Source organism: Amycolatopsis saalfeldensis (assembly GCF_900110575.1).
GTDB lineage: Bacteria > Actinomycetota > Actinomycetes > Mycobacteriales > Pseudonocardiaceae > Amycolatopsis > Amycolatopsis saalfeldensis.
Genome location: NZ_FOEF01000023.1, coordinates 148,414 through 172,829 on the forward strand (window position 1 = coordinate 148,414; position 24,416 = coordinate 172,829).

The 24,416-nt window shown below is 70.0% G+C and carries 9 protein-coding genes; 5 read left to right on the forward strand and 4 right to left on the reverse strand.

Annotated features, from left to right (window positions below):
* Nucleotides 1-8 precede the first annotated feature (8 nt).
* The gene (locus tag BMY97_RS37900; protein WP_091627221.1) at nt 9-980 is read right to left on the reverse strand and encodes a Gfo/Idh/MocA family protein; all 972 of its coding nucleotides are present in this window, start codon (nt 978-980) and stop codon (nt 9-11) included.
* 130 nt (nt 981-1,110) lie between these two features.
* On the opposite strand from BMY97_RS37900, the gene dusB reads away from it, so the two are divergent.
* Entirely contained in the window at nt 1,111-2,247 is a 1,137-nt protein-coding gene (gene dusB, locus BMY97_RS37905) for a tRNA dihydrouridine synthase DusB (RefSeq protein ID WP_091627225.1), read from the forward strand.
* A gap of 760 nt (nt 2,248-3,007) precedes the next feature.
* Here dusB and BMY97_RS37910 read toward each other — a convergent pair.
* Nucleotides 3,008-3,433 carry an Hsp20/alpha crystallin family protein gene (locus BMY97_RS37910; RefSeq protein ID WP_091627228.1) on the reverse strand — a complete coding sequence of 142 codons (426 nt, stop codon included), beginning with the start codon at nt 3,431-3,433 and terminating at the stop codon, nt 3,008-3,010.
* A gap of 183 nt (nt 3,434-3,616) precedes the next feature.
* On the opposite strand from BMY97_RS37910, the gene BMY97_RS37915 reads away from it, so the two are divergent.
* The gene (locus BMY97_RS37915; protein ID WP_091627232.1) at nt 3,617-5,122 is read left to right on the forward strand and encodes a purine-cytosine permease family protein; all 1,506 of its coding nucleotides are present in this window, start codon (nt 3,617-3,619) and stop codon (nt 5,120-5,122) included.
* Here BMY97_RS37915 and BMY97_RS37920 read toward each other — a convergent pair.
* Complete coding sequence (locus BMY97_RS37920; RefSeq protein ID WP_091627235.1) at nt 5,119-5,661, reverse strand: type VII secretion system-associated protein; 543 nt, start codon at nt 5,659-5,661, stop codon at nt 5,119-5,121. The two genes, BMY97_RS37915 and BMY97_RS37920, sit on opposite strands and share 4 nt — an antisense overlap.
* Nucleotides 5,651-22,390 (reverse strand): TcdA/TcdB catalytic glycosyltransferase domain-containing protein, encoded by a 16,740-nt coding sequence (locus BMY97_RS37925; RefSeq protein WP_143086385.1) that lies wholly within the window; start codon nt 22,388-22,390, stop codon nt 5,651-5,653. Before BMY97_RS37925 ends, BMY97_RS37920 begins: the two co-directional genes overlap by 11 nt.
* A 94-nt stretch (nt 22,391-22,484) precedes the next feature.
* On the opposite strand from BMY97_RS37925, the gene BMY97_RS46440 reads away from it, so the two are divergent.
* The 3 genes from BMY97_RS46440 to BMY97_RS46445 all read left to right on the forward strand — a co-directional run bounded on the left by BMY97_RS46440 (nt 22,485) and on the right by BMY97_RS46445 (nt 24,263).
* The gene (locus BMY97_RS46440) at nt 22,485-22,799 is read left to right on the forward strand and encodes a hypothetical protein (protein WP_143086386.1); all 315 of its coding nucleotides are present in this window, start codon (nt 22,485-22,487) and stop codon (nt 22,797-22,799) included.
* A 60-nt stretch (nt 22,800-22,859) separates the two neighbouring features.
* On the forward strand, nt 22,860-23,357 hold the full coding sequence (locus tag BMY97_RS37935) for a hypothetical protein (RefSeq protein WP_143086387.1): 498 nt from the start codon (nt 22,860-22,862) through the stop codon (nt 23,355-23,357).
* 366 nt (nt 23,358-23,723) lie between these two features.
* Nucleotides 23,724-24,263: a hypothetical protein gene (locus tag BMY97_RS46445; protein WP_143086388.1), complete on the forward strand. Its 540-nt coding sequence runs from the start codon at nt 23,724-23,726 to the stop codon at nt 24,261-24,263.
* The last annotated feature ends 153 nt before the right edge of the window (nt 24,264-24,416 follow it).

Genomic DNA, 24,416 nt, shown 5'->3' on the forward strand with positions numbered 1-24,416 from the left:
GGCGCTGGTCACTTCGCGGTGGCGGTCTGCGCGAGCACCTCGTCCATGGTCGCCATGATCGACACGGTCTCGTCCAACGGCATGAGCGGGCTCTCGATCTCGCCGGCACGCAGGCGCAGCGCGACCTCGTCCGCCTCGTGGCGCAGGCCGCGGCCCTCGTCGGTGTACTCGAACCGGGTCCGCTCGCCGCGGCGCGGGATCACCGTGAACGAGGTGGGGGCGTAGAACGCGCCCTCGATCTCGATGCGGGCGTCGGTGCCGACGATCGTCGCCGTGGTGGGGCCGACCGCGCACAGGGAGCAGCTGAGCACCGCCTGCGCGCCGCTCGCGTGGCCGAGCAGCATCGAAGTCTGCGCGTCCACGCCGGTGAACGCCGGATCGGACAGGCTGACCACCCGGTTCGGCGCGCCGAGGACCATCGACGCGAACGACACCGGGTAGACGCCGAGGTCGAGCAGCGCGCCGCCACCCAGCTCCGGCGCGAACAGCCGGAACGCGGGGTCTTCGGCGAACCACTGCCCGTGGTCCGCGATGACGGTCACGAGGTCGCCGAGGTCGCCGAGCAGCTCGCGGATGCGCCGGACGTGCGGCAGGAACCGCGTCCACATCGCCTCCATCAGGAACAGTCCCCGCTCCCGCGCGACCGCGACCAGCTCACGAGCCTCCGCGGCGTTCATCGTGAACGGCTTCTCCACCAGCACCGGCTTGCCCGCCTCCAACGCCAGCAAGGTGTTGGCGTGGTGCATGGGGTGCGGGGTGGCGACGTAGACGACGTCGACGTCCGGGTCGTTCGCCAGGTCTTCGTAGCTGCCGTGCCGCGTGCCGACGCCGAACCGGTCCGCGAACCCGTCAGCGCTGTCCCGACTCCGCGAGCCGACGGCGACGACCGTGCCGGAGTCGGTGAGCCGGAGATCTTCGGCGAACACCCCGGCGATGCCGCCCGTGCCCATGATTCCCCACCGCACCGGCTTCCCGACCACGTCACGCTCCTCGATCTTCGGGCTGTGTCACGCCCATCATGCCGCTTTCGGCGTCTCCCCCTTCGGAGTGCCTTGCCGCCTGTGCGTGCCCCTGGTCGACGTGGTCGACGCCACAAGCGACAATGGAGCCGTGACCGCGACCCTGAGCAAGCCCGCCCTGAAGATCGGCCCCTACGAGGTTGATCCGCCGGTTGTGCTCGCGCCCATGGCCGGGATCACCAACGTCGCCTTCCGGCAGTTGTGCGCCGAGTACGGCGCCGGGATCTACGTGTGCGAGATGATCACCGCGCGCGCCGTCGTCGAGCGGCATCCCGGGACCATGCACATGATGACCTTCGGCGAGCACGAGAAGCCCAGGTCCATGCAGCTTTACGGGGTCGACCCGAAGACGATGCGCGAGGCCGTGAAGATCATCGTCGGCGAGGGGCTGGCCGACCACATCGACTCCAACTTCGGCTGCCCCGTCGCCAAGGTGACGCGGAAGGGCGGGGGCGCGGCGCTGCCGTTCAAGCGGCGGCTGTTCGCCGACATCGTGCGCGAGTCCGCGGTGGCCGCGGCCGAGGCCGGGGTGCCGTTCACGGTGAAGTTCCGCGTCGGGATCGACGACGACCACCAGACGTTCCTCGACGCCGGGCGCATCGCCGAGGCCGAGGGCGCGGCGGCGGTCAGCCTGCACGCCCGCACCGCCGCCCAGCGCTATTCCGGCCAGGCGGACTGGACGAAGGTCGCGGCGCTCAAGGAGGCCGTGACCAGCATCCCCGTGCTCGGCAACGGCGACATCTTCTCCGCCGCCGACGCGCTGCGGATGATCGCGGAGACCGGCTGCGACGGCGTGGTCGTCGGCCGCGGCTGCCTCGGCCGGCCGTGGCTGTTCGGCGAACTCGAGGCCGCGTTCGCGGGCCGCGAGGTGCCGCAGGGCCCGAACCTGGGCGAAGTGGCGCGGGTGCTCCGGCGGCACGCGGAACTGCTCGTCGCCCACGACGGCTCGGTCAAGGCGATGCGCGACCTACGCAAGCACATGGCCTGGTACTTCATGGGCTTCCCGGTCGGCTCCGAGCTGCGCCGCGGCTTCGCGATGGTGTCGAGCATGGACGAGCTCGACGACCTCCTCGCCCGCCTCGACCACGACACCCCGTTCCCGGACAACGCCGACGGCCCCCGCGGCCGCCAGGGCTCCCCCGGCAAGGTCACGCTCCCGCACGGCTGGCTCGACGACCCGGACGACGACTGCGTCCCCGAGGCCGAGGACATGCACTCCGGCGGCTGATCGGCCGGAGTTGTCCACAGACAGTTCGAGTCCGGTACGCCCGATTGTGCTCGACCCATGAAGATCGCCCGGGACGTCGACGCCGGTGACGCGCGCCGATGCTGGCCGCCTCGGTGCGCCGGTGTTTCCGACCCTCTTGGATCGCGGCCACGACTTCGTCCCGCGGACGTTGGCGCCCGCCTTCCCGGCGACGGCTGAGCTGCGGAAATCAGCTCGGGTGACGTTGCCTGTACCGACGCGGGAGCCTGGCCGTCGACGGTGCCGCCGGCCGGTGATTTTCCCTCTGCTGAACGGTTTTCTCCCTGATCGCGACCAGGATCGCGAACGGCGGGGCAGTGCGCCCGACCGCTGAGGTCACCCTCGGGAGCCTGTGGACGCTCGGACCGCTATCCACACCGATCCCCGTTGGAGACGACGCTGAACGGCCTCACTCTGTCGTGGGTGCACAGGTGTACCCCCGCCGTTGTGGGTGACGAGCGCTCGGCGCCGGGCGAGTTGTCCACCTAAGCCCAGGTCACCAACTGTGGATACCCGAACGAGTGGTGGTTCTCCACAACTTGTCCCCAGGTTGTCCACAGGGCCTTGTGGATAACTCTAGTGGGGGATGTGGATGGCTGGGCCGGGCGAACCGGGCAGCCGTCAACGAGCGCAGTACGGCTCCGTTCACCCGCGGCGCCGGGCACGAAGCAGCCCCGTCCACCCGTAGCGAACTGACCATAATGGACAGAGCACAGTGGATGGACGGGGCCGGGAAACCGGTTCAGGCGTCGAGTTGCTTCGGGTCGCCGTTGACGGTGATCTTGCGGGGCTGAGACTTCTCGGCGAACGGGATGCGCAGGGTCAGCACACCGTCGACGTACTCCGCGGCGACGCTGGTCGTGTCGAGGGTGTCGCCGAGGAAGAGCTGGCGCGAGAACTTGCCGCGCGAGCGCTCGGAGACCTGCACCTTGGCGTCCTCGCCGTAGCCGGCTTCGCGAGCCGCCTTGACGGTCAGGACGTTGCGCTCGACGCTCACGTCGATCGAGTCCCTGGCCACACCGGGGACGTCGAACTGCAGCACGTACTCGTCGCCCGCGCGATAGGCGTCCATCGGCATCGCGGCCGAGCGGGTGGACGTGGGCTGGCCGCTGAAGAGCTGCTGGGTCAGCCGGTCGAACTGGGCGAACGGGTCGGTCCGGATCAACATGTCTGGTTCCTCCTTCGAAGGGTCCTGACCTGCCCTGGTCGGACCTTGCAAAGTTGCCAACGACAGACTCAACTTAGTTGTTCCCATACGACGCAGATCACAGTCGGAGTACCGCCGGCCTGGTCTTTGGCGGCACCATGAACGCAGCCGGAGTTCCAGGACGGGTTCGAATAGGCGGTCGGCATGGTCAGGACCGGGCAGGAGCCGCCTCAAGGCGGCCAGGACGGCGGCGACCACAGCCACCCCAAGCATCAGCTCGAAGACAGCCGAAGCCGGTTGAAGGTCGAGGCCCACGGCATCAACGTCATCGGCGGCGCGGATCGGCGGGGGTGGCCTCGGCAGTTGTTCTGGCCGTGGTTCGGGGCGAATGTGTCGATTCTCGGGCTCAGTTACGGGTCGTTCGCGCTCGGGTTCGGGATCTCGTTCTGGCAGGCGGTGGTCGCCGGGGTGATCGGGATCGTTTTCTCGTTCCTGCTCTGTGGGTTCATCGCGGTGGCGGGCAAACGCGGCTCGGCGCCGACGATGACGCTTTCGCGCGCGGCGTTCGGCGTGCGGGGCAACCACTTGCCGTCGGCGATTTCGTGGATGTTGACCGTGGGGTGGGAGACCGTGCTCACCGCGCTGGCGGCCATGGCCACCGCCACCGTCTTCGAACGGCTCGGCTGGGGCGGCGGGACGACGACCAAAGTGGTGGCGCTCGTGGTGGTCGCCGGGCTGACCGTGGTCAGCGGTGTGCTCGGCTTCGACCTGATCATGCGGCTGCAGACCGTCATCACCTGGGTGACCGGCGTGCTCACCGTCGTCTACGTGGTGCTCGTGGCCGGGCACGTGCGCTGGCCCGCGGTCACGGCGGTGCCCGCGGGCTCGGCACAGGAGTTCATCGGCGCGCTGGTGTTCCTGATGACGGGCTTCGGGCTCGGCTGGGTCAACGCGGCAGCGGACTATTCGCGCTACCTGCCGCGACAGGCGTCCGGACGCGGGGTGGTCGGGTGGACGACGTTCGGCGCGTCCGTGGCGCCGGTGGTGCTGCTGGTGTTCGGGCTGCTGCTGGCCGCGTCCTCACCGGAGCTGAACCAGGCCGTCGCCGCCGACCCGATCGGCGCGCTGACCACGATCCTGCCGGTGTGGTTCCTGGTGCCGTTCGCGATCGTCGCCGTGCTCGGGCTGGTCGGCGGCGCGGTGCTGGACATCTACTCGTCGGGGCTGTCGCTGCTGTCGGCCGGGCTGCGGGTCCCGCGCTACGCCGCCGCGCTGGTCGACGGTGTGATCATGATCGGCGGCACGGTCTACCTGGTCTTCTTCGGCGGCACGTTCCTCGGCCAGTTCCAAGGGTTCCTGACCACCCTCGGCGTGCCGGTGGCCGCGTGGTGCGGCGTGATGCTGGCCGACGTCCTGCTGCGCCGCCGCGACTACGCCGAGGCCGACCTGTTCGACCCGCGCGGCCGCTACGGCGACGTCCGGCTGGGCCCGATCACGCTCATCGTCGTCGCGACGGCGCTGGGCTGGGGACTGGTGACCAATGCGTCCGCGAGCTGGCTGCACTGGCAGGGCTACCTGCTGGGGCCGCTCGGCCTCGGCGGCTCGTGGGCGTTCGCGAACCTCGGCGTGCTGGTCGCGCTGGTGCTCGGTTTCGTGGTGACGCTCGGGTTCGGCCGGTCCCGGGTCCGGGCGCAGGAGGCGGCCGCCTAGCTCACGATGGCCTCGCGGACGGTGTCGGCCAGCAACCGGGTGCAGCCGGGGGCGCCGGGGTTCAGCAGCAGGTCCGTGCCCTCGCGGGCGGACAGCAGCGGGAGCAGGTCCTCGGCCGACGCGGGCAGCCAGCCGGCGGCCCGGACCCGCGTGCGGTGGGCCGGCGCGGTCGCCACGAGCAGGCACGGCACGTTGTCGGGCGACGGTGCGATGAGCGGCTCCTGGTCGACGTCCAGCGCGACCGAGAACGCCGACTCACGCAGCACCGCGGCGACCTGGTCGAAGTCCGCCTCCTCGCGCGCGGCCAGGCGCAGCGCGGCGTCCAGCGGGTCGGTCGGCGAGCCGGGGCCCGACGGCTCGTAGGCCGGGTTCGCCTCGAACCGGCCGGCGGAACCGTCCGCGCGGGCCAGCCAGCCGCCGACCACGGCCTTCAACGGCGGGGCCGTCACCTCCGCGCCGTCCTCGACCGAGGCCGAGCCTGAAGCCGAAGCCGCCTGCCACACCGGGTCGACGAGCAGTACCCACTGGTCATCGGTCATCGCCGGCGCCTCCTCCGGTCAGTTTCGCTAGTTGGGCCGCCTGCTGAGCCGACGCGGCCTTCTCCTGCTCTTGGTAGCGTCGCACGGCTGCGGCGATGCGCCACCGGTAGAGCCACGCGAGGTTCGTGACGCGGAAGCGACGCATCAGCCACAACGTCTCGCGAGTCCGCACCACACGCTGTTCGAGCGTGCCCTTTTCGCCTACTTCGTCGCCGCGCCAGCCGTTGAGCGCGCCGCGCACCGCTTCGCGCACCACATCCGGCGAGAGGGAGCCCGACGCCAGTTCGCGGACAGCCGTGGCGAGGTCGCGGGCGTAGCTCTCGGCGTCAGGGCGGCCGAGGATGCTGCGGAAGTGCCCGCGCAGCAACGAACGTCCATCGGGTGCGGACAGTGCGGCATCGAGTGCGCCGTGCCGGTCGAGGATCTCGACGGCGTCGGCGGTCTCGCCGACGTCGGCGCCACCCGCGACCTCAGTGGCCAGGTCCAGCAGCACGCCGACCGCGGCCGGATTTTGCTTGCCGAGCAACGTATCGGTCACGCCGTGCAGCTGCAGCAGCGTGAACTCCTCCTCGAGGCCCACGGCGACCGCGGTCTCGGCAGGCGAAAGCGTGGCCGGGGAAGGCTTGAGTGGCAACGAGATCGTCGCCACGGCATCATTACCCGGCGCGACGGTCACCAGCTCGGCGGCCGCCGTCGGCGTCACCCCGGCGGGCGTCAGCGCGGCGAGGTCGGCCTGGATCCGCGCGACGAGGCGGTCTCGCACTTCGGCCGGACCGCTCACGGCGACCCGCGGCGCGGCCAGGCCGTCCGCCATTCGCTCCACAATAGACTCCGCGATCCACCGTGCGACGGCTCGCTCGTCGGTGAGCGGCAACGGCGCGGGCGGCTGCTCGTCGCGATCCCGCAGCCGGCCGGGCTCGGCGTGCAGCCGCACCGGGCGGTACACCGCGCCGTCCTGCCAGATCGCCTTGCCGGTGACGGTGAACCGCTCGCGCGCGGCCTCGGGCAGCTCCACCGGAGACCAACGACCGGTGGCCGGGTCGAGCCTGCGGTCGATGATGTAACGCGTGTCCCCGGTGACGGTCTCCGACATCGTCGCCAGCTCCAGCGCCGCGCTCCAGACCAGGTCGGGCCGCTCGTGGCGAGCCACGTCGGCGGCCGCCGCGGTCAGGTCGAGTGCCGGACCGAAGCTGACCGAGTGGCGCAGTTTGCCGAGCACCCCGCTCAGCAGCTTGAGCGTGGCGGAGCGATCCTCGAGCCGTACCAGCCCCGTCGGCGTCATCGGCCGGTGCCACCAGTCCAGCTCCGCAGCGCGCGACAGCTCCGTCAGCACTCGCTTGTCCTCGTCGGTCAACGGGTGATCGCCGGCCACCAGGTACGAAACGCCGGGGAGCCGGTCCACCGCGTCGACAAAACCGGGATCGGTGCCGAGGTGCAGGGGCAGATCGAAGCCGTTGGTGCGCAGGTGTTCGGTGAAGTCGTGCACGAGCGCCGTGCCTTCGCCGCTGAACCGCGGGAGCGCATCGAACGCTGTGACCTCGGTCGACGCCTCGGTGTAGTGCGCGCCGATGGTGCGCCCCTCGTGCTGCCACGGACGGGCCACCGCGTCGGCAGGCTCGCTGAAGCCGTGGAAAACGTGCGCGACATGCGAGCGGCCGAGGTCGACCTCAACCGCCGTGCCGTGCTCCGGCCGGAACGACACGGTCACGCCGGCGGTGTCCCGCTCGCCCGCGCGGATCTTCACCGGCACGCGCGCGAGCAGGTCACGACGGGACTCGCCGAACTCCCGGCCGAGGTGCCCGGCCAGCTCCTTCGCGACCTCCATGGCCCGCACTCGGGCGTGGGGTCCGGTGCCGGTCACGTGGATCGGGGTGAGCGGTTCGCCCCGGTCGTCGGCCTCGACGAGCGCGCGGGCCAGCCGTCCGGCGGCTGTCTCCAGCGGTGTCTCCACATCGGACACCAGCACGGCGCCGGGTTCGCGCATCGTCGCGGCTCGCTGCACCTCGCCGAGATTGCGGTGCACCCGGCTGGGGTCGATGTCCAGCAGCACGCGTGCCGCGGGCGGCAACTGTACATCGTGGACAGTGCCGGTGTAGCCGCGTTGATCGGTGACCGTGCGCACGAGCGGCGCCAGCTCCGGGTCCGCGGCCAAGTAGGACAACGCCGCGTGCCAGACCAAATCCGGTTCCGGGTGCCGGTTCACAGTGGACTCGACGGCCGTCAGATGCAGATCGCCGTCGCGGTTGTACAGCCCTCGCACCAGCGTCTGCACCACGCGCTGGGTCAGCTCCAGCGTCTCGCCGCGGCCCGGCGAAGGCGGCGCGGACTCGCCCGCGGGCGGCGGCTTGAGCCAGCTGGCGTCGCTGTTCATCCGGATCTCGGACATGCCCGGCAGCTGCTGTGCGGACGCCAGCCCGATCCGGCGCGCGGTCTGCGAAAGCGCCTCCGGACCGGTGCGGTGCATGATCGAGTTGCGGTGCACCCGGCCGAGCGGAGTGGCGAAGAACTCCTGTCCGAGCGCGTTGACGTTGGCCGGCATGAGATTCTTCTGCGTCTTGCCGTAGTTCTCGCGCTGCTGGTCGAGGTAGGCGCGGGCGAACGGGTGCCCCTTGGACATGGTAAACGCGGAGTTCGCGATCTTGGTCCCGACACGGTGCGTCGCGTAACCCTCGTCGGACCGGGCGGCCAGGATCACGTCGTTGAGGTTGTGCACCACGTTGTCGCCGTCGGTGTACAAGCCGCCGAAGCGGTGCAGCAGCTCCATGCGCAGGATGTCGCTGGCCGCGGCGTAACCCGGGCCGGCCTGCTTGAGCGCCTCGGAGTTGTAGAACTCCTGCAGCAGCATGGGGTTCTCGCTGGTGAACACCTCGTCGACGTTGGCCAGCCGGATCCCGTGCTCCTGGGCCCAGCCCACGAAGTCGCGCACGTCGGCCAGCGGGTCCGGGCCGTCGGCGGGCGGCTCGGTGGTGAAGGCCAGGTCGGTCTGCCACCGCGGGACGTCCGTCCACAGCACCGGGACGACGCTCTCGTTCAGCCGGTCGGCCGCGCCGCCGAAGTTCTGCCGGAACGTGTGCATGGTGCCCGCGTCGCGCAGCGGGCCGCCGAGCCAGATCGCGTGCATCAGCAACGGTGTCGCGGTGACCTTCGTCAGCGGTTCGACATCGCCGGGCGCCCACGCGGCAAGCTTCTCTTCGTCCCGCTCGGTCTCGATCGTCCACTCGCGACTGTCGGCCAGGTTCGCCGGGTCGGTGTGCTCGGACGCGAGCTGGTAGCCCTTGGCCAGGTCGAGCACGTCCAGCAACTCGATGCCCTGGCCCGCGGTGAGGTAGCGGTAGTCGTGGCCGCGCAGGAACTCCGGCGGCTCGGGCGCGCGGTACAGGCCGAACAGGTCCGGGCCCAGCAGCGGCGCGAGTGCCGGGCCCCGGCCCACCGCGGCCGCGCGCAGGTCCGTGACCAGCTCGTTCGCCGAGTACCCGTCCTGCGTCAGTACGACACCTGGATGCACCAGCTCGTCGAGTGACGGCCGGAAATCGCGGAACGGCCGCTCGTCCAGCAGGCGCGTGACGTCGGCCTTGAACCTGTCCGCGACGTCGGCAGGCACCGTGACCGATGGCGAAGACGCGCCGTCGAGGTGGTGCTCAACGAGAGTTTCGGCGTAGTCGCGCGCGTCGGGCCGCGTCGGAGTGGTCTCGCGAGCGGGGCCGGTGCTCCACGCGGGATTGAGCCGCGCCGGACGGGCCAGTTCGTGCTCGCCCCAGCTGCCCTTTCCGGTCACGGTAAGGAGTCCGCGCGCCATCGGCGGCAGCGGGGTGCGGGTCCACTCTCCGGTTTCCGGGTCCCGTCGAGTGTCCACAATGGTGTGAACGTCGATGTCCGGCCGTCCGGCCAGCCGGGTCAGCGCCGCCGACCAGATCACATCGGGGCGATCGTGCCGGGCCACCAGGTCCTGCACCGAGGTGAGCCGCAGCTCGCCGGTGCGGGCCGCCTCGTCCGCGAGCTGACGCTCCACAGTGGACGTCAGGGCCAGAGTGCCGTCGTGGTCCGACAACGGGATCGGCCCGTCCGGCAGCTCGGCATGGTTCCCCTGCTCCAGCTCGCGCACCAGGCCGACGATGGCCTCGTCGCCGGGGCGGCCGCCGAAGGTCCGGAAGTGCCCGCCGTCGGTCACTGCGGTGAATCCGCCGATCGCGCCGACAGCCCTGCCGAGCGTCGCGGTGTCACGGCCGAACAACGCGGGCCTGGTGGGCGCGTGCACGGTCACCGGCCCGCCGAGTTCGCTCAGCGCACGCTGGAAATCGTGGGCGACGCCGCCGGGGCCGTCGGCCTGGCCGGTGCTGCACGCGATGAGCGTGACCGACGATTTGGGCCCCGATTGCCCAAACGGCGCGGAGTTCGCCACGATCCGCGCGAACGCGGCGCCGTCCACCCGCACCGTGCGGCCGCCGAGCAGGGTCAGCCTCACCGACTGCGGACGGCCGTGGGCGAACACGAAGAAGTTGTCCTCGACGCCCTTGCCCCACGGCGCCGCCGACTGCTCGGCCCACTCGCCGAAGCGGCGGCCGTTGAGGTCCGGGGTGGTGCCGTTGTCGCGCGCGTCCTTCAGCGCCGGGTCGAACCGGTCCGGCGTCACTCCCTCGTCGAGGGTGCTGACGGTGCCGGAATTGTCCGCCACCCAGTCGTGCTCAACGCCGGAGGTCTGCTCCGAGGCGGGCAGGAACGAGACCGCGACGACCTTCCCCGAACGGTCCGTGACCTGGTGCAGCTCGATCTCGGAGACGTCGAAGTCGTACGGGCGCCCGGAGCCGGCGTCCCAGCCGGAGATTGTGGCGGGCTCGGTGTCACGCGCCTCGACGGTCCCGTCGCGATGCGGCTCGGTCGACGGCCCCGCCGTGGTGCTGGGCTGCGGCACCGGCTTGCGCGGGATCCGATGTGGAGTCGGCTGTGGTACCGGTTTGCGCGGGATCCGATGGGTGGCCGGCGGCACCGGCTTGCGACGGATCGGCCGGGCCGCGTTCGGGTCCAAAGTAGACCCACGGCGTGGCCACACGTGCGTGTCGAGCCGCCGGTCGACGTTCTGCTTGGCGTCCCACCACTTCTGCCGCGCCGCGTCGGCCTTCTCCCTGGCCTGCCGGACGTCCTCGAGCGAGCTGTCGCGCCGGGCCGTCTGGTCGGAGTGGTCGTTGCGGTATTCGTCGAGCACACCGGCCAGGCGCGCGACGCGGTCCTGCGCCGCCTGCCGCTGCTGGACCAGCGCGGGCTGCCCGTCGCGGATGTCCTGAATCCGCTGCTCGGCCCGGGTGACCTGGTCCAGCAGGGCCTGGCGCTCGGGCGAGCCCTCGTCGGTCGACGCGGCCACGGACAACGCCTGCGCGGCGATGTCCTGTTGCCGGACGATCTCGGTGTTGCCGTCGCGCAGGGTCCGGCCCGCGTCCCGGGCGTCATTCTCGGCGTCGGCGAGGGCTTGGCGCACGCCACGCGCGGGGTCGGCGGTCACGTCGACTTGCAGTTCGCCGGCGCCCTTGGTCAGCGTCTTCACGCTGTCGCGCTGCTCGAGCCACCGGTCGTCGGCCTCGCGCTGGGCCGTCTCGACGGCCTCCTCCGCGGTGCGCCACTCGGTGGCCGCGTCCTTCACCGCGTCCTGCGCCTTGGTCAGCGAATCCGGCAGCGCCCCGCCGAGCAGCGTTTCGAGGTCCGCGTCCGACATTCGCACGAGCGCCGAGGCCGGCACCCGCACCTCGACCGCGCCGGTCCGGCCGTCGCCGAGATCCGCGACCACGCGGTACTCGACGTCGAACCCGACCAGCCCGGTGCGGCCCTTCGGCTTGCCGACGACGGACCGCTGGCCACCGGACGTGGTGGCCGTCGCGTCGGAGATGCCGACCGGGGAACGGCCGTCGACGCCGCCCCACGAATGCGCGTTCTGGCTGGGGTCGGTGAGGCCGCCGTTGCCGAGGTTGTACTGGTTCTCACCGCTGACCGTCTGCTTGGCCTCGCCGGTGAACGTGTTCGTCGCCTGGTCCGAGCGCTCCAGCTTCACCGAATCGCTCAGCCCGGCGAGGTCCGGGCTGACCAGCCGCGCGTACACCTTCACGCTGCCGTGGCCGTTCTTGAAGATCGCGGCCTCGTGCAGGTCCGGCGCCTCCAGCGGCCGCTCGACCATGCCGGGCAGGTTGGCCTGCAGCATCTCGTTGGTCACCGACGAGACGAGGGTGTTGTTCGCGCCGGTGCCCGGGCCGGTCAGCCCGTCGCCCGCGCCCGCGAGCCGCAGCGCGCGAACGGCGCCGGCGCGAACGGCGCCCGCCCCGCGCAGGCCCTCGGTGAGCGCGGACCGCGGCAACGGGCCCGTGCCCTGCTGCCGCCACTCGGTGAGCCGTTCCGGGGTGGCGTCGGCGGGCGTCAGCTCGGTGGTGCGCGGGGCGTACGCGGTCCGCGCGGGCTGGTTCTGGGCGCTGATCTTCTGGTCGTCAGCCGAGGAACGCACGGTCAGCCGCGTGTCCTGGTGGGCGATCGGGTACGTTCGCCCACCGCGCTGCACCACCAGCTCGAACCGCACCTGGTGCCGGTGCCGGACCGCCGGACCGCCGGCCGACGCGGTGTGCGCGGAGGTCGTGGTGTCCGTGGAGACCGTCTGGTCGCTCTTGGACTTCGTACCGGAAATCCCGGCGTACGCGCCGTCGTAACCACTGGTCTTCGACGGCGTGCTCTGGAACAGCCCGCGCCCGGCGCCGCGGAACTGGCCGCCGTACGACGAGCCGTGCCCGGAGTTCGCCTTGGCGGTGCAGCCGGAGTTGACGACGTGGTCGACCTCACCGCCGTCGTGCACCACGTCGAGGAACTCGCCGCTGGTGACGGTTCCCTTGAGCAGCACCTGGTAGCTGTCGGTGGACAGGATCCCCGCGTCGTGCAGGACCAGCGGGACGCCGCCGTCGAGCGAACTGTCCACAAGGGAGGTGACGCTCTCCGGCGAGGCCAGGTCGAGCATCCGCTGGAGGTTGTTCATCGAGTCGTCGAGCACCGACTTCGGCAGCAGCTTGTCGCCGGTCCGGCCCAGCTGAGTGCGGGCGTCGCGGACGAGCTGCGAGAGGTCCGGCGCGTTCTCGACCACCGCCGCGCCGAGTGAGCTGGACTGCGCGCCGACCAGCGCCGGGCTGGTCAGCTCGCCGGGCGGGGCCGTGCGCGGCTCCAGCGCCGGCAGCAGGCCCTGCTCACGGGCCTGGTCCTCGGTCATCCGCACGAACACCGCGCCGGGCAGCTTGACGTCGGCGCCGGAGCGCGCGGTCGAGCCGTTGACCAGGCTTTCCTGACGGCTCTCGGCGACCAGTCGCACGTCGGCGTCGTACTGCACCAGCACTGTGCGGCTCTTCGACGGCGCGCGGTTGACGTGATCGACGCTCGCGCTCAGCTCCTTCGAGCTGCCCGAAGTGCGGACCCACGGGCTCCACTTGAGCGAGCCGTAGATCTGGCCCTGGCCGTGGGTGTCGCTGCCGTCCGGCCGGATCGTGAGGCCCAGCTGCGCGTTCGCCTCGACGGCCTGCTTGCGCGAGTTTTCGTAACCCGCCTTGCCACCGCCCGCGTACGTGGTGTCGCTGCCACCCGCGTCGGACGTGACGACCAGCTTCGGGTTGCTCAGCGACATCCCCATGCCGAGGCCGCCGACGCGGTCGGCAACCCGGCGCTCGTAACGGAATCCGCCCGACTGCGCGCCCTGGCTCAGGAACCGGGGCAGTCCATTGCGGAATGTCTCGGGCGAGAACATCCGGTCCACGCGATTGCGGGCCTCACCACCGGGGAGCCCGAGCACCGCGTCGCCGCCCGCCGCGCGCTGGAGCTGACGCAGGGCCTCGTCACGCAGCACTTCAGTGTTGGCGAAGGCCTCGACGTGCAGGAACTTCGGCGGATTCGGCTGCCGCGCCAGGTCGTCGATGCGCGGAGTCTCGGACGGCGTGAGCGCGACGGTGCCCGACTTGCCGGGCGTGAATTCCGCCGGGTCCTTCTTCAGCGCCGAGCCGTCGTTGACCCACAGATCGACCTTGCCGGAGATCTTCGGCAGCGCGACCCCGCCGCCGTCTCCGGTCTTGGCCACTGTGGACACTGTCGGCGTGACGCGGAACGGCGAGCCCGGCGTCAGCCGCTTCACCCAGGGCCGGTTGCGGGTGTAGCTGGTGATCTCGACCTCGAACTCGACGTCGTGGCTGAACACCTGCGAGTCGGGGCTGCCACCGGCGGACAGGGTGGTGGTGACGGTCGGGCCGCCGGTGTTCTTCCACGTGCGGGAGTCCGAGTACTGCACCGGCGTGACCGTCGGGCTGATGCCGAGCGAGGTGATCGCGGTGGCACCCGGGATGATCATGCGGCCTTCGAGGCCCGCGGACCAGCCTTTCTCCGTGGTAGTTGAGGTGTTCAGCGAGGGGCTGCTGGCGACCGAGCCCTTGACCGAACGCCCGGTGGCCTGGCCGAGGTGCTCGCCGGGCCCGACCTTCGCCTTCACGGTGACACTGAGGTACTCGTCGGTGAACAGCCCGCGCCGTTTGAGCTGCACCGAGACGCCGGGGCCCAGCAGGCTGTCCATCTTGGACTTCAGCGCGGCCGGGGAGAAGGCCGAGGTGAGCTTGCGCAGGTTCGCGAGCCGCTCCGCGACGTCACGCGTGGAGCCCTTCGAATCGCTCTGGAACTTGTCCCACCGCGGCAGGAACTTGCCGAACCCGGGCCGGTCGCGCAGCGCGTTTTCGATCTGCGGCTGGACTTTCGCGGCCGGGGTGAACGAACCGGCCCGCGCTTGGCCGGCCGCGACAGCGGAAGCGAGGTACGGCGGCTCGTGCCGCTTGCCGACGTCGGTGAGCTTGTCCCGGGTGCCTTCCGGCACCGGCAGGCCCTGCGCCTTCGCCTCGGGCAGTCCCATTCGGACATAAGCGGTGGCTTCGACGGTCGCTTTGTCACCGCTGGCGGTGGTGACCTCGACGTCGACCTTCACCTTGTACAGCCCGACGTCACCCTTCGCGTTCACTGTGGACTTCGTCGTGACGTTGGTCCCGCTCGTCGACGTCTGGCTGACTTTCGCCGACGCGCTGCCACTCACGCCGCCGACCCCGCCGACGGCGCCGGGAATGTAGGCGCCGCCGCCGAAGATGGCGTTCACGTCCAGCCCGGACTTCGAGGTCGCCGCGGTGCTGCCGCCGTTCACCGAAGAGTCGTTGAACCGCAGCTCGGAATCACCCGGCACCACGCCGACCAGCTCGACGCCCTTCGGCCGCGCCTGCAACTGGACGGCGTCGCGGTGGCTGCCGTGCGGGCTCAGCAGGTCGTTCGACACCACCGGGCTGCCCTGCATCGCCGTGCCCAGCACCCCGCGGATGCCGCCGCCGCTGACGAAGTCCTGCAGCGCGGACCGGCCGGGCGCGCCGAACTTCGTGACCGACGGGTGCAGCAGCGCGCTGACCTGGTTGAACAGGCTCTGCTCGTCGAGCAGCACGGCCTCGGGGGTGAGGAACTCGATCTGCTCGTGCCAGTCGGGCTTCGGCGGGGTCGGCGTCCCCTGAATCGTGTGCGGCTTCAGGTTGGCCAGGTCCTGGGGCAGCAGCAGCGAAACGCGACCGTCCACTGTGGAACCGGTCGGCCCGCCGTTCTGGTCGGAGACGGTGATCGTGTACTTCACCGGCACGTCGGCGCGGTCGACCTCGCCGGCCGAGCGGATCACCCGCTGCTCGGTGCCGGTGACGGTGGACGTGTGCTCCGCCGACGGCGACGCGAGCTGCGCGGTGGCCCCGACCGAGGCGTACGGCCCCGCCGGGAAAAGCCCGAAGTAGGACGAGCCGACCGTGCCCGTGGTCGAATCGGTCTGCGGCTGCGCGTGGGTGGTCTGGTTCTGGTCGTTGACGTCGGCGATCGTCGGGTTCGGCTGCTTCGTGACCTGGTCCGCCCCGACCGCGGCGAGATCCGGCTCCGCCTTGACGTGCACCTCGTACCACTTCTCGCCGACCCGCACCATGGACTTGCGGCCCGGGCCGAGGAACGACTCGAAGCCGGGACCGTCGAGCGTGCCGGTGATGGCGTCGATCCCCACCGGCTTCGGCGGGTTCGTGCGGCCGGGATCGAGGTTCCGGATCAGCCGTTCGATGGTGGTCCCGACGTCCTTGGCGCCCTGCACGTCCACCGGGACGAGCGCGCCGAGCGCCTGGCCGTCCCGCGCGTACTCGGGCAGGCGGTCACGCAGCGCGCGGTCGTCGGGCGGGGTGTCAGTCTCGTTGTCGGCCACCAGCACGGTGTCGTCGGACGGCTTCTTCCAGTCGCTGACCAGCTGGTCGAAGAACGCCGCGCGCCGGGGAGCCTCGGCGCGCAGCTTGTCGGGGTCGAGGAAGTAGTACTTGGCCGTCTCGGCCATGTCCTCGTTGACGTTCGTGGCGCCGTACTTCGTGATCGGCCGCTCGCCGGTGAACGACGGGAAGCCGTCGCGGTCCCAGTAACCGGTGTGCTCGTTGAAGTCCGCCTGCCGGTCCTTCAGTGCCTGGTAGACGCGCTCGGCGCGCGGGCCGGAAAGCTCGGTGCCCTGCCGCGCGAACACATCCGGGTGCTGTTGCTCAAGCTGCGCGACGAACTCGGCGCGGCGCGGCGCCTTCTGCTCCAGGCCGGCCCGGCCGAGCAGGTGCGACTTGACCGCGGCCTTGAAGTCGGCCTGGTCGCTGCGGGCCTTCGCGTCGCTGGGCGGCTCGGCGTCGGGGCCGCGATTCGGGGACCCGTCCTCGTTCCACGAGCCGACGTGCTTGCCGTAGTCGTCGAGCGCGTACTTGAGCAGGCCGTGGGACAGCTCGTGGGTGACGGTGCCCTCCAGCCCGCGCTGTCCGCCGCCGAACTCCCGGCTGAGCATCGCGGGGGCGTAGAGGTTGACCGTCTGGTGCGAACCGATGTACTCGCCGCCCATGCCGTACGCGATTTCACCGCGCTCCAGCCCGAAATTGACCGCGCCGATGTGTCGCACTTCCTGCTCGACCCCGGCCCGGCTGGAGTTCGCCCGCTGGTCACCGATGATCGGCGAATAGTGGCCAAGGGCGTCGTCGATCGCGCCCTTCTCTTCGTTGGTGAAGTCGCGCATGCGCACCCGCGCGAGTGCGGACGGCTTCCCATTGGGGTTGCTCTCCTTGACCGCCTGCACCCCGCGGTCGGAATCGTGGGTGACGCCGGTCGCCGGATTGTCGTCGTTCACATAAACGACGCGCTCCTGCTCTTCCTTCGCCACGTCCTTGTCGAAACGATCCCGCAGGTCACGGTACTTCTGCTCGTACGATTGCTTGGCGCCCTTGCCTTTGTCGTCGAGATAGGCGAATCGATGGCCGCCGTCGGTCGTGACCAGTTTTCCGTCGGGATCGGTCTTCAGGCCCGAAAGCGCCGGCTTGCCGAACGAGCGGACGTCACCGTGCTGCTCGTGCGCGAAGTGGCTGTCGGAGAAATACGAGGAGAAGCCCGCTTGGTAGTACTCGTGGAATTCGTTGAACAGATTGCGGACGTCGACCGCGGTCGGGGCGCCGCCGCGGGGGCTGCCGACCTGGTGCGCGAGGCCCTTGATGAACGAGTGCACCCCGTCGACGTCCAGGCCCTTGCCCGGGCGGAAGTAGAAGCCGAACGGGTCGGCGTCCACCATGGCGCGGGCGATGCGGAAGTCGCGGCTGTTGCCCCACAGGCCTTCGTGCCGGTTCATCTGGTCGACGGCGCCGCGGTGCTCCGGCTCCCGGTCGTGCCGGCCCTGCCCGTCGCCGAACTGGTTCTTGGAGTTCACTTTCTCCATGTCGTGGAACAGGATCGCCTTCGCGAGCGCGTCCCTGGACACGAAGCGCCCATTGTCGTTCTGGCCCTGGGTGAGGCGCAGATATTGGTTGAGGACCATTTGCGCGTGCTCGCCGAAGGTGTTCGGGTTGGCCGTGTCGCCGGTGCGGTACCGCGGGTTCTTCGGGTCGGCCTTCACGACCTCGTCGAACTTCCGGCGCAGCGAATCGTGCCGATCCGGGTTGTCGCGATCGGCCTCGCGCACCAGGTGGTCGAGGACGGCCTTGGCGGACCGCTCGTCCGGCCGGGCCAGCTGGTCGCCGATCGTGGTGCCGAGCGAGCGGCCGATCTGCTGGTGCCGCTCGAAAACCCCGGCCGGGTGCTGTCGCGTGTGGCCTGGCACCGCGCCCGCGCCCCAGTGACCGTACTCGTTCTCGAACGTCTTCGACTCGACCTTGGTGCGCGACGGGTCGAGCTGGTTCTCCCGGGTGTTGAAGTCGACCTTCACCCGCCGCTCGTCCGTCGCGATGGCCGCGCCGATCTCCGCCTGGGTGGCGTAATCGGGCACCTTGTCCATGAACGCGTCGGCCTGCTCGCGCGTGACGGGCGTGAAAGTGATCCCGTCGACCGTGTGCGGGTCGTTGATCACCTGCGCGGCCGCGTCGCCGAGGCGGGTGCGCTCGTTCGCCACGGCGAACTTGAGCACCGGGTCTTCGTTCAGGTTCTTGCGCAACCGGTCGGCGCCGCCCTGCAGCGCGTTCCGGAAGGTGTCCTTCAGCTGGTCCGGGCTGGCGTCGACGAGGTTCTGCTTCGCCACGTCCGACACCGCTTCGGGCACCACGTGCTCGGAAAGGCGCTGCTTGACGGTTTCGCGGTCGAGGCCGAGGCCGGTGTCGTGGACCAGCGTCTCGATATTGCCGTCGGCCTTGAGGTGCTTGGAAACCGCGCCGCCGATGACGTCGACTCGCGGCCCGGTGAAGTAGCCACGCTTCGACCCGGTGGTCTTCTGGAAGCCCTTTTCGACCTCAGGGCTGAACTTCCCATCTTTCAGGGCGAACTGGCTCTTCACCGCGTCCTGGACGATCGTGTTGAGCCCGGCGCGAAAGTCCTGCGTGCCGTGCGTCGCGCCGATGGTGTTGACCGCGTTGTCCACCATCTGCTCGGCGGCCCGCTTCGCCACCTCGTCCACAAAGGACGGGTCGCTCATCACGTCCCGCAGGCCTTCGATCGTGTCGATTCGGGCAGTGGGCGGGACGAAGCCGTCCGGCCCCTTGGCCCGCTCGCGGACGAGGTTGGTCACCGCCGTGGTCAGCGCGTTGTTGAGGTTCTTCGCCTCGATCAGCACCTGGTCGCGGACCGCCGGGCCGTCCAGCGGCACGGTGTGCGGGCCGGCGTCGACGGCCGAGGTCAGCGCGTCGCCGATGCCGTCGGTGAGCTGCCCGACCACCTGGCCGGACGGTCCGTGGGTGTTCAGGAAGACATTCAGGTCCTGCTGGCGCTGCTCCTGCGAGTCGCGCGCCTGACCGCTGTTCACCCCCGGCGTCGAGTCGCCGGGCGGGGTGAAAAACGCCTCTGGCGAGCCCTTCCACGTGTGGTAGTGGCCGCTGAGGGTCTTCGCGAGCGCGCTGAGCTTGCCGGGGTCGTTGCTGAAGTACTTGCGGTCCTGACCGCTTTCCTTGCTCCAGTCGAACCACGGGTCGTTCTCGCGGCCGAGCCCGGCCGAGTCGAAGTCGGGGCTCAGGCCGAGGCGGACGTAAAGGTCCGAAATGTCCTCGCGGCGTCCGGCCAGATCGGGGAGCTTGATGTCCTTGCCACCGGGGGCGTAGGTGACGAGCGAGCCCTTGAGCGCGTTGTCCCGCATCTGCTCGAAGTGCTCGCCCCGCAGGCCGAACTGGTTGGTGTCGCCGGCCTGGTCGACGTTCATCGCCAGCGAGTTGTCCTTGGACAGCGCCTCGACCGTGGCCTCGCGGCTGACCTGGTTGAACGTCTTGAGCGGCACCAGGAACGAGCGCAGCACCGGCTGCATGTCACTGCCGCGGTTCGCGTCGTGCTCGTACTTGGCGGCCCACTGCACCGCGCGCATCGGCCGGCCGCCGCCGACCCAGAACGTCTGCGCGGTCCCGCCCGCGAAGACGTCCACCGTGCCGTCGGCGTTCTGGTGCACGTCCTTGAAGTCCGAATCGCGTGCGGCCGGGTCGAGTACCGCGGTGTACATCCGGACGTAGTGCTCACCCCGCACGGTCTCGACCTCGAACTCGCCGCGGTGCACCACCTTGCGGTCGCCGTCGAGCACGGTCGGCCCGGGATAGCTCACGCCGGGGCGTCCGATGTGGACGTTCTCCTTCGTGCCGAGGTAGGTGTCCTTTCCGTCTACTGTGGACTTGACAATGTGGACCGGGCGGCCGGTCTCGGGCCCGTGGCTGGTCCAGCCGCCACCGGGGTCGAGCACGTGCACCCGTACCCCGGCGTCGTGCGCGATCTGGCCGAGGTCGGTGTGGTGGCTGCCTTCCAGCTGCGAGGTGATGCGGGCGGTTTCACGGGGGGTGTTGTCCGGCAGGCTGTGGGCGATGGCCTGGCGGAAGTTTTCGTGGGTGGTGTCGCCGCCGACGATGACGGCGTCCAGGCCGTGCACGCCGAGCATCGTGTGCTGGTCCGGGTCGAAGGCGTCGCGGCGGACGACGGTGCCGGGCGTGGCATCGACGGTGCGGCTGCCGTTGACGGTGACGTGCGCCGAGCTGGGTGCTTCGGTGGGGTAGTGCAGGGTGGGCTTGGGCTCGGCGTGGTGGTCTGGGGCCGGGGTGTGATGCGGCGCCGACGGGGTGGTCGCCGCCGGGTCGCCGAGGTGGTGGTCGCGGATGTTCGCGGTGTTCGAGACGTTCTCGAGCTGGCTCAGGTTCTGCGGCGTCAGCGAGGAGTCGGTCCACGCGTCCGGCCCCATCACCCCGGGGGTGTCCTGGCGGTTGAACAGCAGCCGGCTGTCGCGATAGCCCTCGCCCAGGCCGAGGAAGTGCATCACTTCGTGGGTGAGGCCGGTGCTGGCGTCGTGCACGTCCCAGTTGAGCTGGTTCGTGGCCGGGGTGTTCTCGTCCACAGTGGAATCGTGGATGTTCACCGGCACGCCGCGGGACGAGTCGGACTCCCAGCTGTCGTCGTTCGGGTGGATGTCGTTGGTGGCGTTGGCATCCACTCGAACGTGCAGCTGGTCTCCGCCCGGCAGCCGGTAGTGCTGGTTCACCGTCGCGTCGAGGTGGCTCTGCAGGTCGGCGGCCAGCTGGTTGCGCGCATCGATCGATACCGAGCCCGACTGCGAGGTCAGGTCCAGTGGAACGGTGAACTCACGGACCCAATTCCCCGGCGACTCTTCGAAACGCCGCACGTCGTACCGCATTTGCGTGATCGCCCCGCCGAGCTGGCCGCCCCGCAAGCCCTCACGATTACCCGTGAACTGCTGCGAAATCGACTTCGCCGGATCGAACCGTTCCGAGGAGAACCGCGTGGCCGGAGCGGAATCGCGCTGGTTCGACCAATCCTTCGCGGGCGGAAGATCCTTTGTGGACGTTCCCGGATTCTTCTCCGCGCTCGGGTTCGTGGACGGTGGGGGCTTCGGTGGCGCGTTGGTGTTCGCCGGTTCGGGGTTCGCCGGGTTGCGGGTGCCGATGCTCTCCTTGAGCGCGTCGTAGGCGCTGCCGTCCGGATTCGGTTCGTGCCGGCGGTGCGGCCGGCCGTTGTCGAAGTCGGCGCGTGAGTCGGTTTTCCCTTGGAAGTTGTAGGACCCGTACTCGGCCAGGTCGTCGAACCGCTGGCCCTTGACCAGGTCGCTGAACGCCTTGCCGTTCGGGCCGAGGGGGCCGTCGGCGTCCAGTGAGACCATGTGGAAGCGGTCGCGGAACTGGTCGCGTTGGGCGGCGCGGTCGGGGTGGAGCATGCGCTCGTAGGCCCAGCCGAGGGTCGACTGCGCGTCGCCGGTGATGCTCGCGATCGTGCGGTTGAGGCGGTCGGTCTCGAGCTGCTGGTGCATGGCCAGCGCGTGGACCTCGAGCTTCGGCCCGGGCAGCCGATCGAGCCGCTGCTGCAGGTAGTGCTGCGCGGCGAGCAGCGATTTGGCGCTCTCGGTGTAGTCGATGACAACGATGTTCTTGGTGCGCGGCAACCCGTTCAGGAATTCGGCGAAGTGCTCGCCGAGCATGTCCTGCTGGTCCTTGGTGAGCCCGGGGTCCCCCTCGAACGCGGTGTTGAGCACCGAATCGTCGGTCGAAGGCCCCGGCCGGAACTTCGACAGCGGCACCGACACGGCGTCGTGCCCATTCGACTGCAACGCGGCCAGCACCGGCGCCGGACTGCGCCCGAGCCCGACGTAACTGAACCGCTCCGGCGGGTATTTGCCGGTGACCCAGTCAGCGAAGTCGTGGACCGCCCCGGTCCACGCCTGGTGATGCTCGATCTCGCGCGCGCCCGCATCGGTGGCGACGTCCTTGAGAAAGCTCCCGATATCGTTGACGTCGTACACCCGCACGGGCGCCCCGTCGCGTTTCGGGTAGATGAAATCGTGGACGTTCTCGGTCCGAAACGGCTTCAGCGCGTCACTCTGCCCATGATCAACCTGCCACTTCGCCGCAATCAACGGCGTCAACCCCACCGTCGACCCATCATCCCGCCGAAGAAAAGCCCGCTCCGACGGCGCATAATCCCGCCGCGGCGGGGCTGCGTCACTCTGCGGACCACTGGTGTCCCAATAGGACTTGAACCGCGAGTAGTCCTGCATTTCTTTGCGGTTGGCGGGATCGAGCTGGCCGTAGGACTCGATCCGCTGAGCCGTGGTGCGCTGCTCGTGGTTGTGGGTCGGGTTCTGGTTCTGGTCCTGGGACGGCTCGGGGTTCGGGTTCTTGCCGGGCTCGGTGCTCGGTTTTGCGCTGTTGTTCGGGCTCGTGCCGGTCGCGGTATTGGAGCCTGTGTTCGGGCTCGTACTCGGCCTCACGGCCGGCTCAGTGTGCGGGTTCGGCGCGGGATTGGCACCCCGCGGTCGCGGCGCACTGGCCGGAGTGTGGAGATTCTTGGCAACGGGTGCGTCGGTGGCAGTCTTGATGCCGATCTTCCGGTCGTTGCCGGTGTTGCGGCTGTTCTTGGTGGCTGGATTCGGGCTGACCTTCGGGTCTGCCACCGGACTGGTCTTGGTGCCGGGCTTGCTGTCACCCTTCGGTCCGGAGCTGGTGTCGCCCTTCGCCTCGGGCCTGGTGTCCGGCTTGCCGTCAACCTTCGGCTCAGTCTTGACAGCCGGATTCTGGGCAGGCGACATCTTCAGGTCGGAACTCGGGTTCGGGCTGCTCTTGGCGTCCGGGTGCATGGTGGTGTTCGGCCCATGGTCAGTCCGCCCGCCGTTGTCCTGATGCGGTTCAGGTTTGACGTGGCTGTCCGAGTTCGGAGCGGGGCTCGGGTCATGCGAAGTCGTGGAGATAGTCGGCTTCGGGCTGACCAACGGTGCCACCTCGGCCTTGGTATCGACCTTGGTGTCGGTGTTCGTGTTGGCCTCGACCTTGCTGCCGGTGTCGCTGCTGGTGGACAGGTCCGGCTTCGGCGCGGTGTCGACCTTTGGATCGGGGCTGGCCGGGGTGACGGTCTGCGGGGTGGGCGTCGGGTCATGTCGAAGTGAGCTCGGCACGTCGACGCTGCTGCTGTGCGCACCGACAACCGCCGGCGATGTCACGTCGGGCCCGGACGTCGGTTTGACGCCACCGACGCTACCCGCCACCGCCGTCGGCACCGACTTGTTCCCGGACGGAGTTGTGCCGGTTGCGGGCTCGGTCTTGGGGCCGTCGGTGCCTGAGTTCTGCGTGGTGGCGTTGGTGTTGCTGGTACCGGTATTGGTGTTTCCGGGACCGGTATTCGTCGCGTTGGTGTTGCCCGGCCCGGTGTTGGTGGTCTCCGTGTTGCTGTTGCCGGTGTGAGTCGCGCCTAGGCCCGTCGGAGTGGGGCCCGTGTGGGTGATCGTGCTCGGCGCGGGGCCTGTGCTGACAGCAGTACTGGGCGCCGGGCTGGTGTGGGTCGGTGTGCTCGGTCCCGTCGGCTGATTGGTGATCGGGGAATCAGTGTGCTGACGACCGCCGAAACCCGGCAGTCCACTATCGCTGTGAGTCTGCCCGCCAGGTGTGGGCGAGGTGTTCCCGATCCCCGTCGAGGAAGACGGCGCCGTAGTCGAATGCGTCCCCACCGACGGCGGCGGTGTAGGAGTGCTACTGCCGACGTTCGCTGAGGGTGGGACGTTCGTGTGAGGCGGGCTCGAGGTAGTGGCGCCGACATTCGCCGGAGGCGGGGTGGAAGTGGAGATGCCACTGTTCGCCGGCGGTGGGGTCGAAGTGGTCGCCGACCCAGCGTGTGCGGGCGGAGGAGTTGGCGTCGACGGGCCAGCGTTCGCGGGAGGCAGGGACGCGGACGGGCCGGGATTCGCAGGAGTCGGCGTTGGTGTCGGTGTACCGACGTTCGCGGGGGGCGGGCCGGACGTGGTGCTACCGACGTTCGCTGGCGGGGCAGAAGTGTTCCCACCGGTCGACGTGGAGGGCGGGGCAGAAGCGTTCCCACCGGTCGACGTGGAGGGCGGGGCAAGGGTGGTGTCGCCGGTGTTCGCGGGGGGTGGGGTGGAGGTGGTCGTGCCAGCGTCCGCGGGGGGTGGGACGGTGTTGCCCGTGTTGACGGAGCCCGCGGTCGGGGCGCCTGGCGTCGCTGGTGGGGAGGCGGGGTTGCCTGTCGTGACGTTGCCGGAGTCGCCTGGAGTTGCCGGTGGTGGAGTGGAGGTGTTCGGGGTTACGGTGCTGTTGGAGGTGCCGGGGCCGGGTGTCGCGGAGCTGGTGTTCTGAGCGCCTGAATTGCTGCCGGGATTGGTGGTTCCGGAGTTGGTACTGCCGGAGTTAGTGTCGCCGGAGTTAGTGCCGCCAGTGTTGCTACCGCCGGAGTTAGTGCCGCCGGAGTTAGTGCCGCCAGTGTTGCTACCGCCGGAGTTAGTGCCGCCG

Excerpts from the sequence above, each read along its gene's own strand:
- BMY97_RS37920 (WP_091627235.1), bottom strand. The coding sequence starts at position 5,661 with ATGACCGATGACCAGTGGGTACTGCTCGTCGACCCGGTGTGGCAGGCG.
- BMY97_RS37910 (WP_091627228.1), bottom strand. The coding sequence starts at position 3,433 with ATGTTGATCCGGACCGACCCGTTCGCCCAGTTCGACCGGCTGACCCAG.
- BMY97_RS37915 (WP_091627232.1), top strand. The coding sequence starts at position 3,617 with ATGGTCAGGACCGGGCAGGAGCCGCCTCAAGGCGGCCAGGACGGCGGC.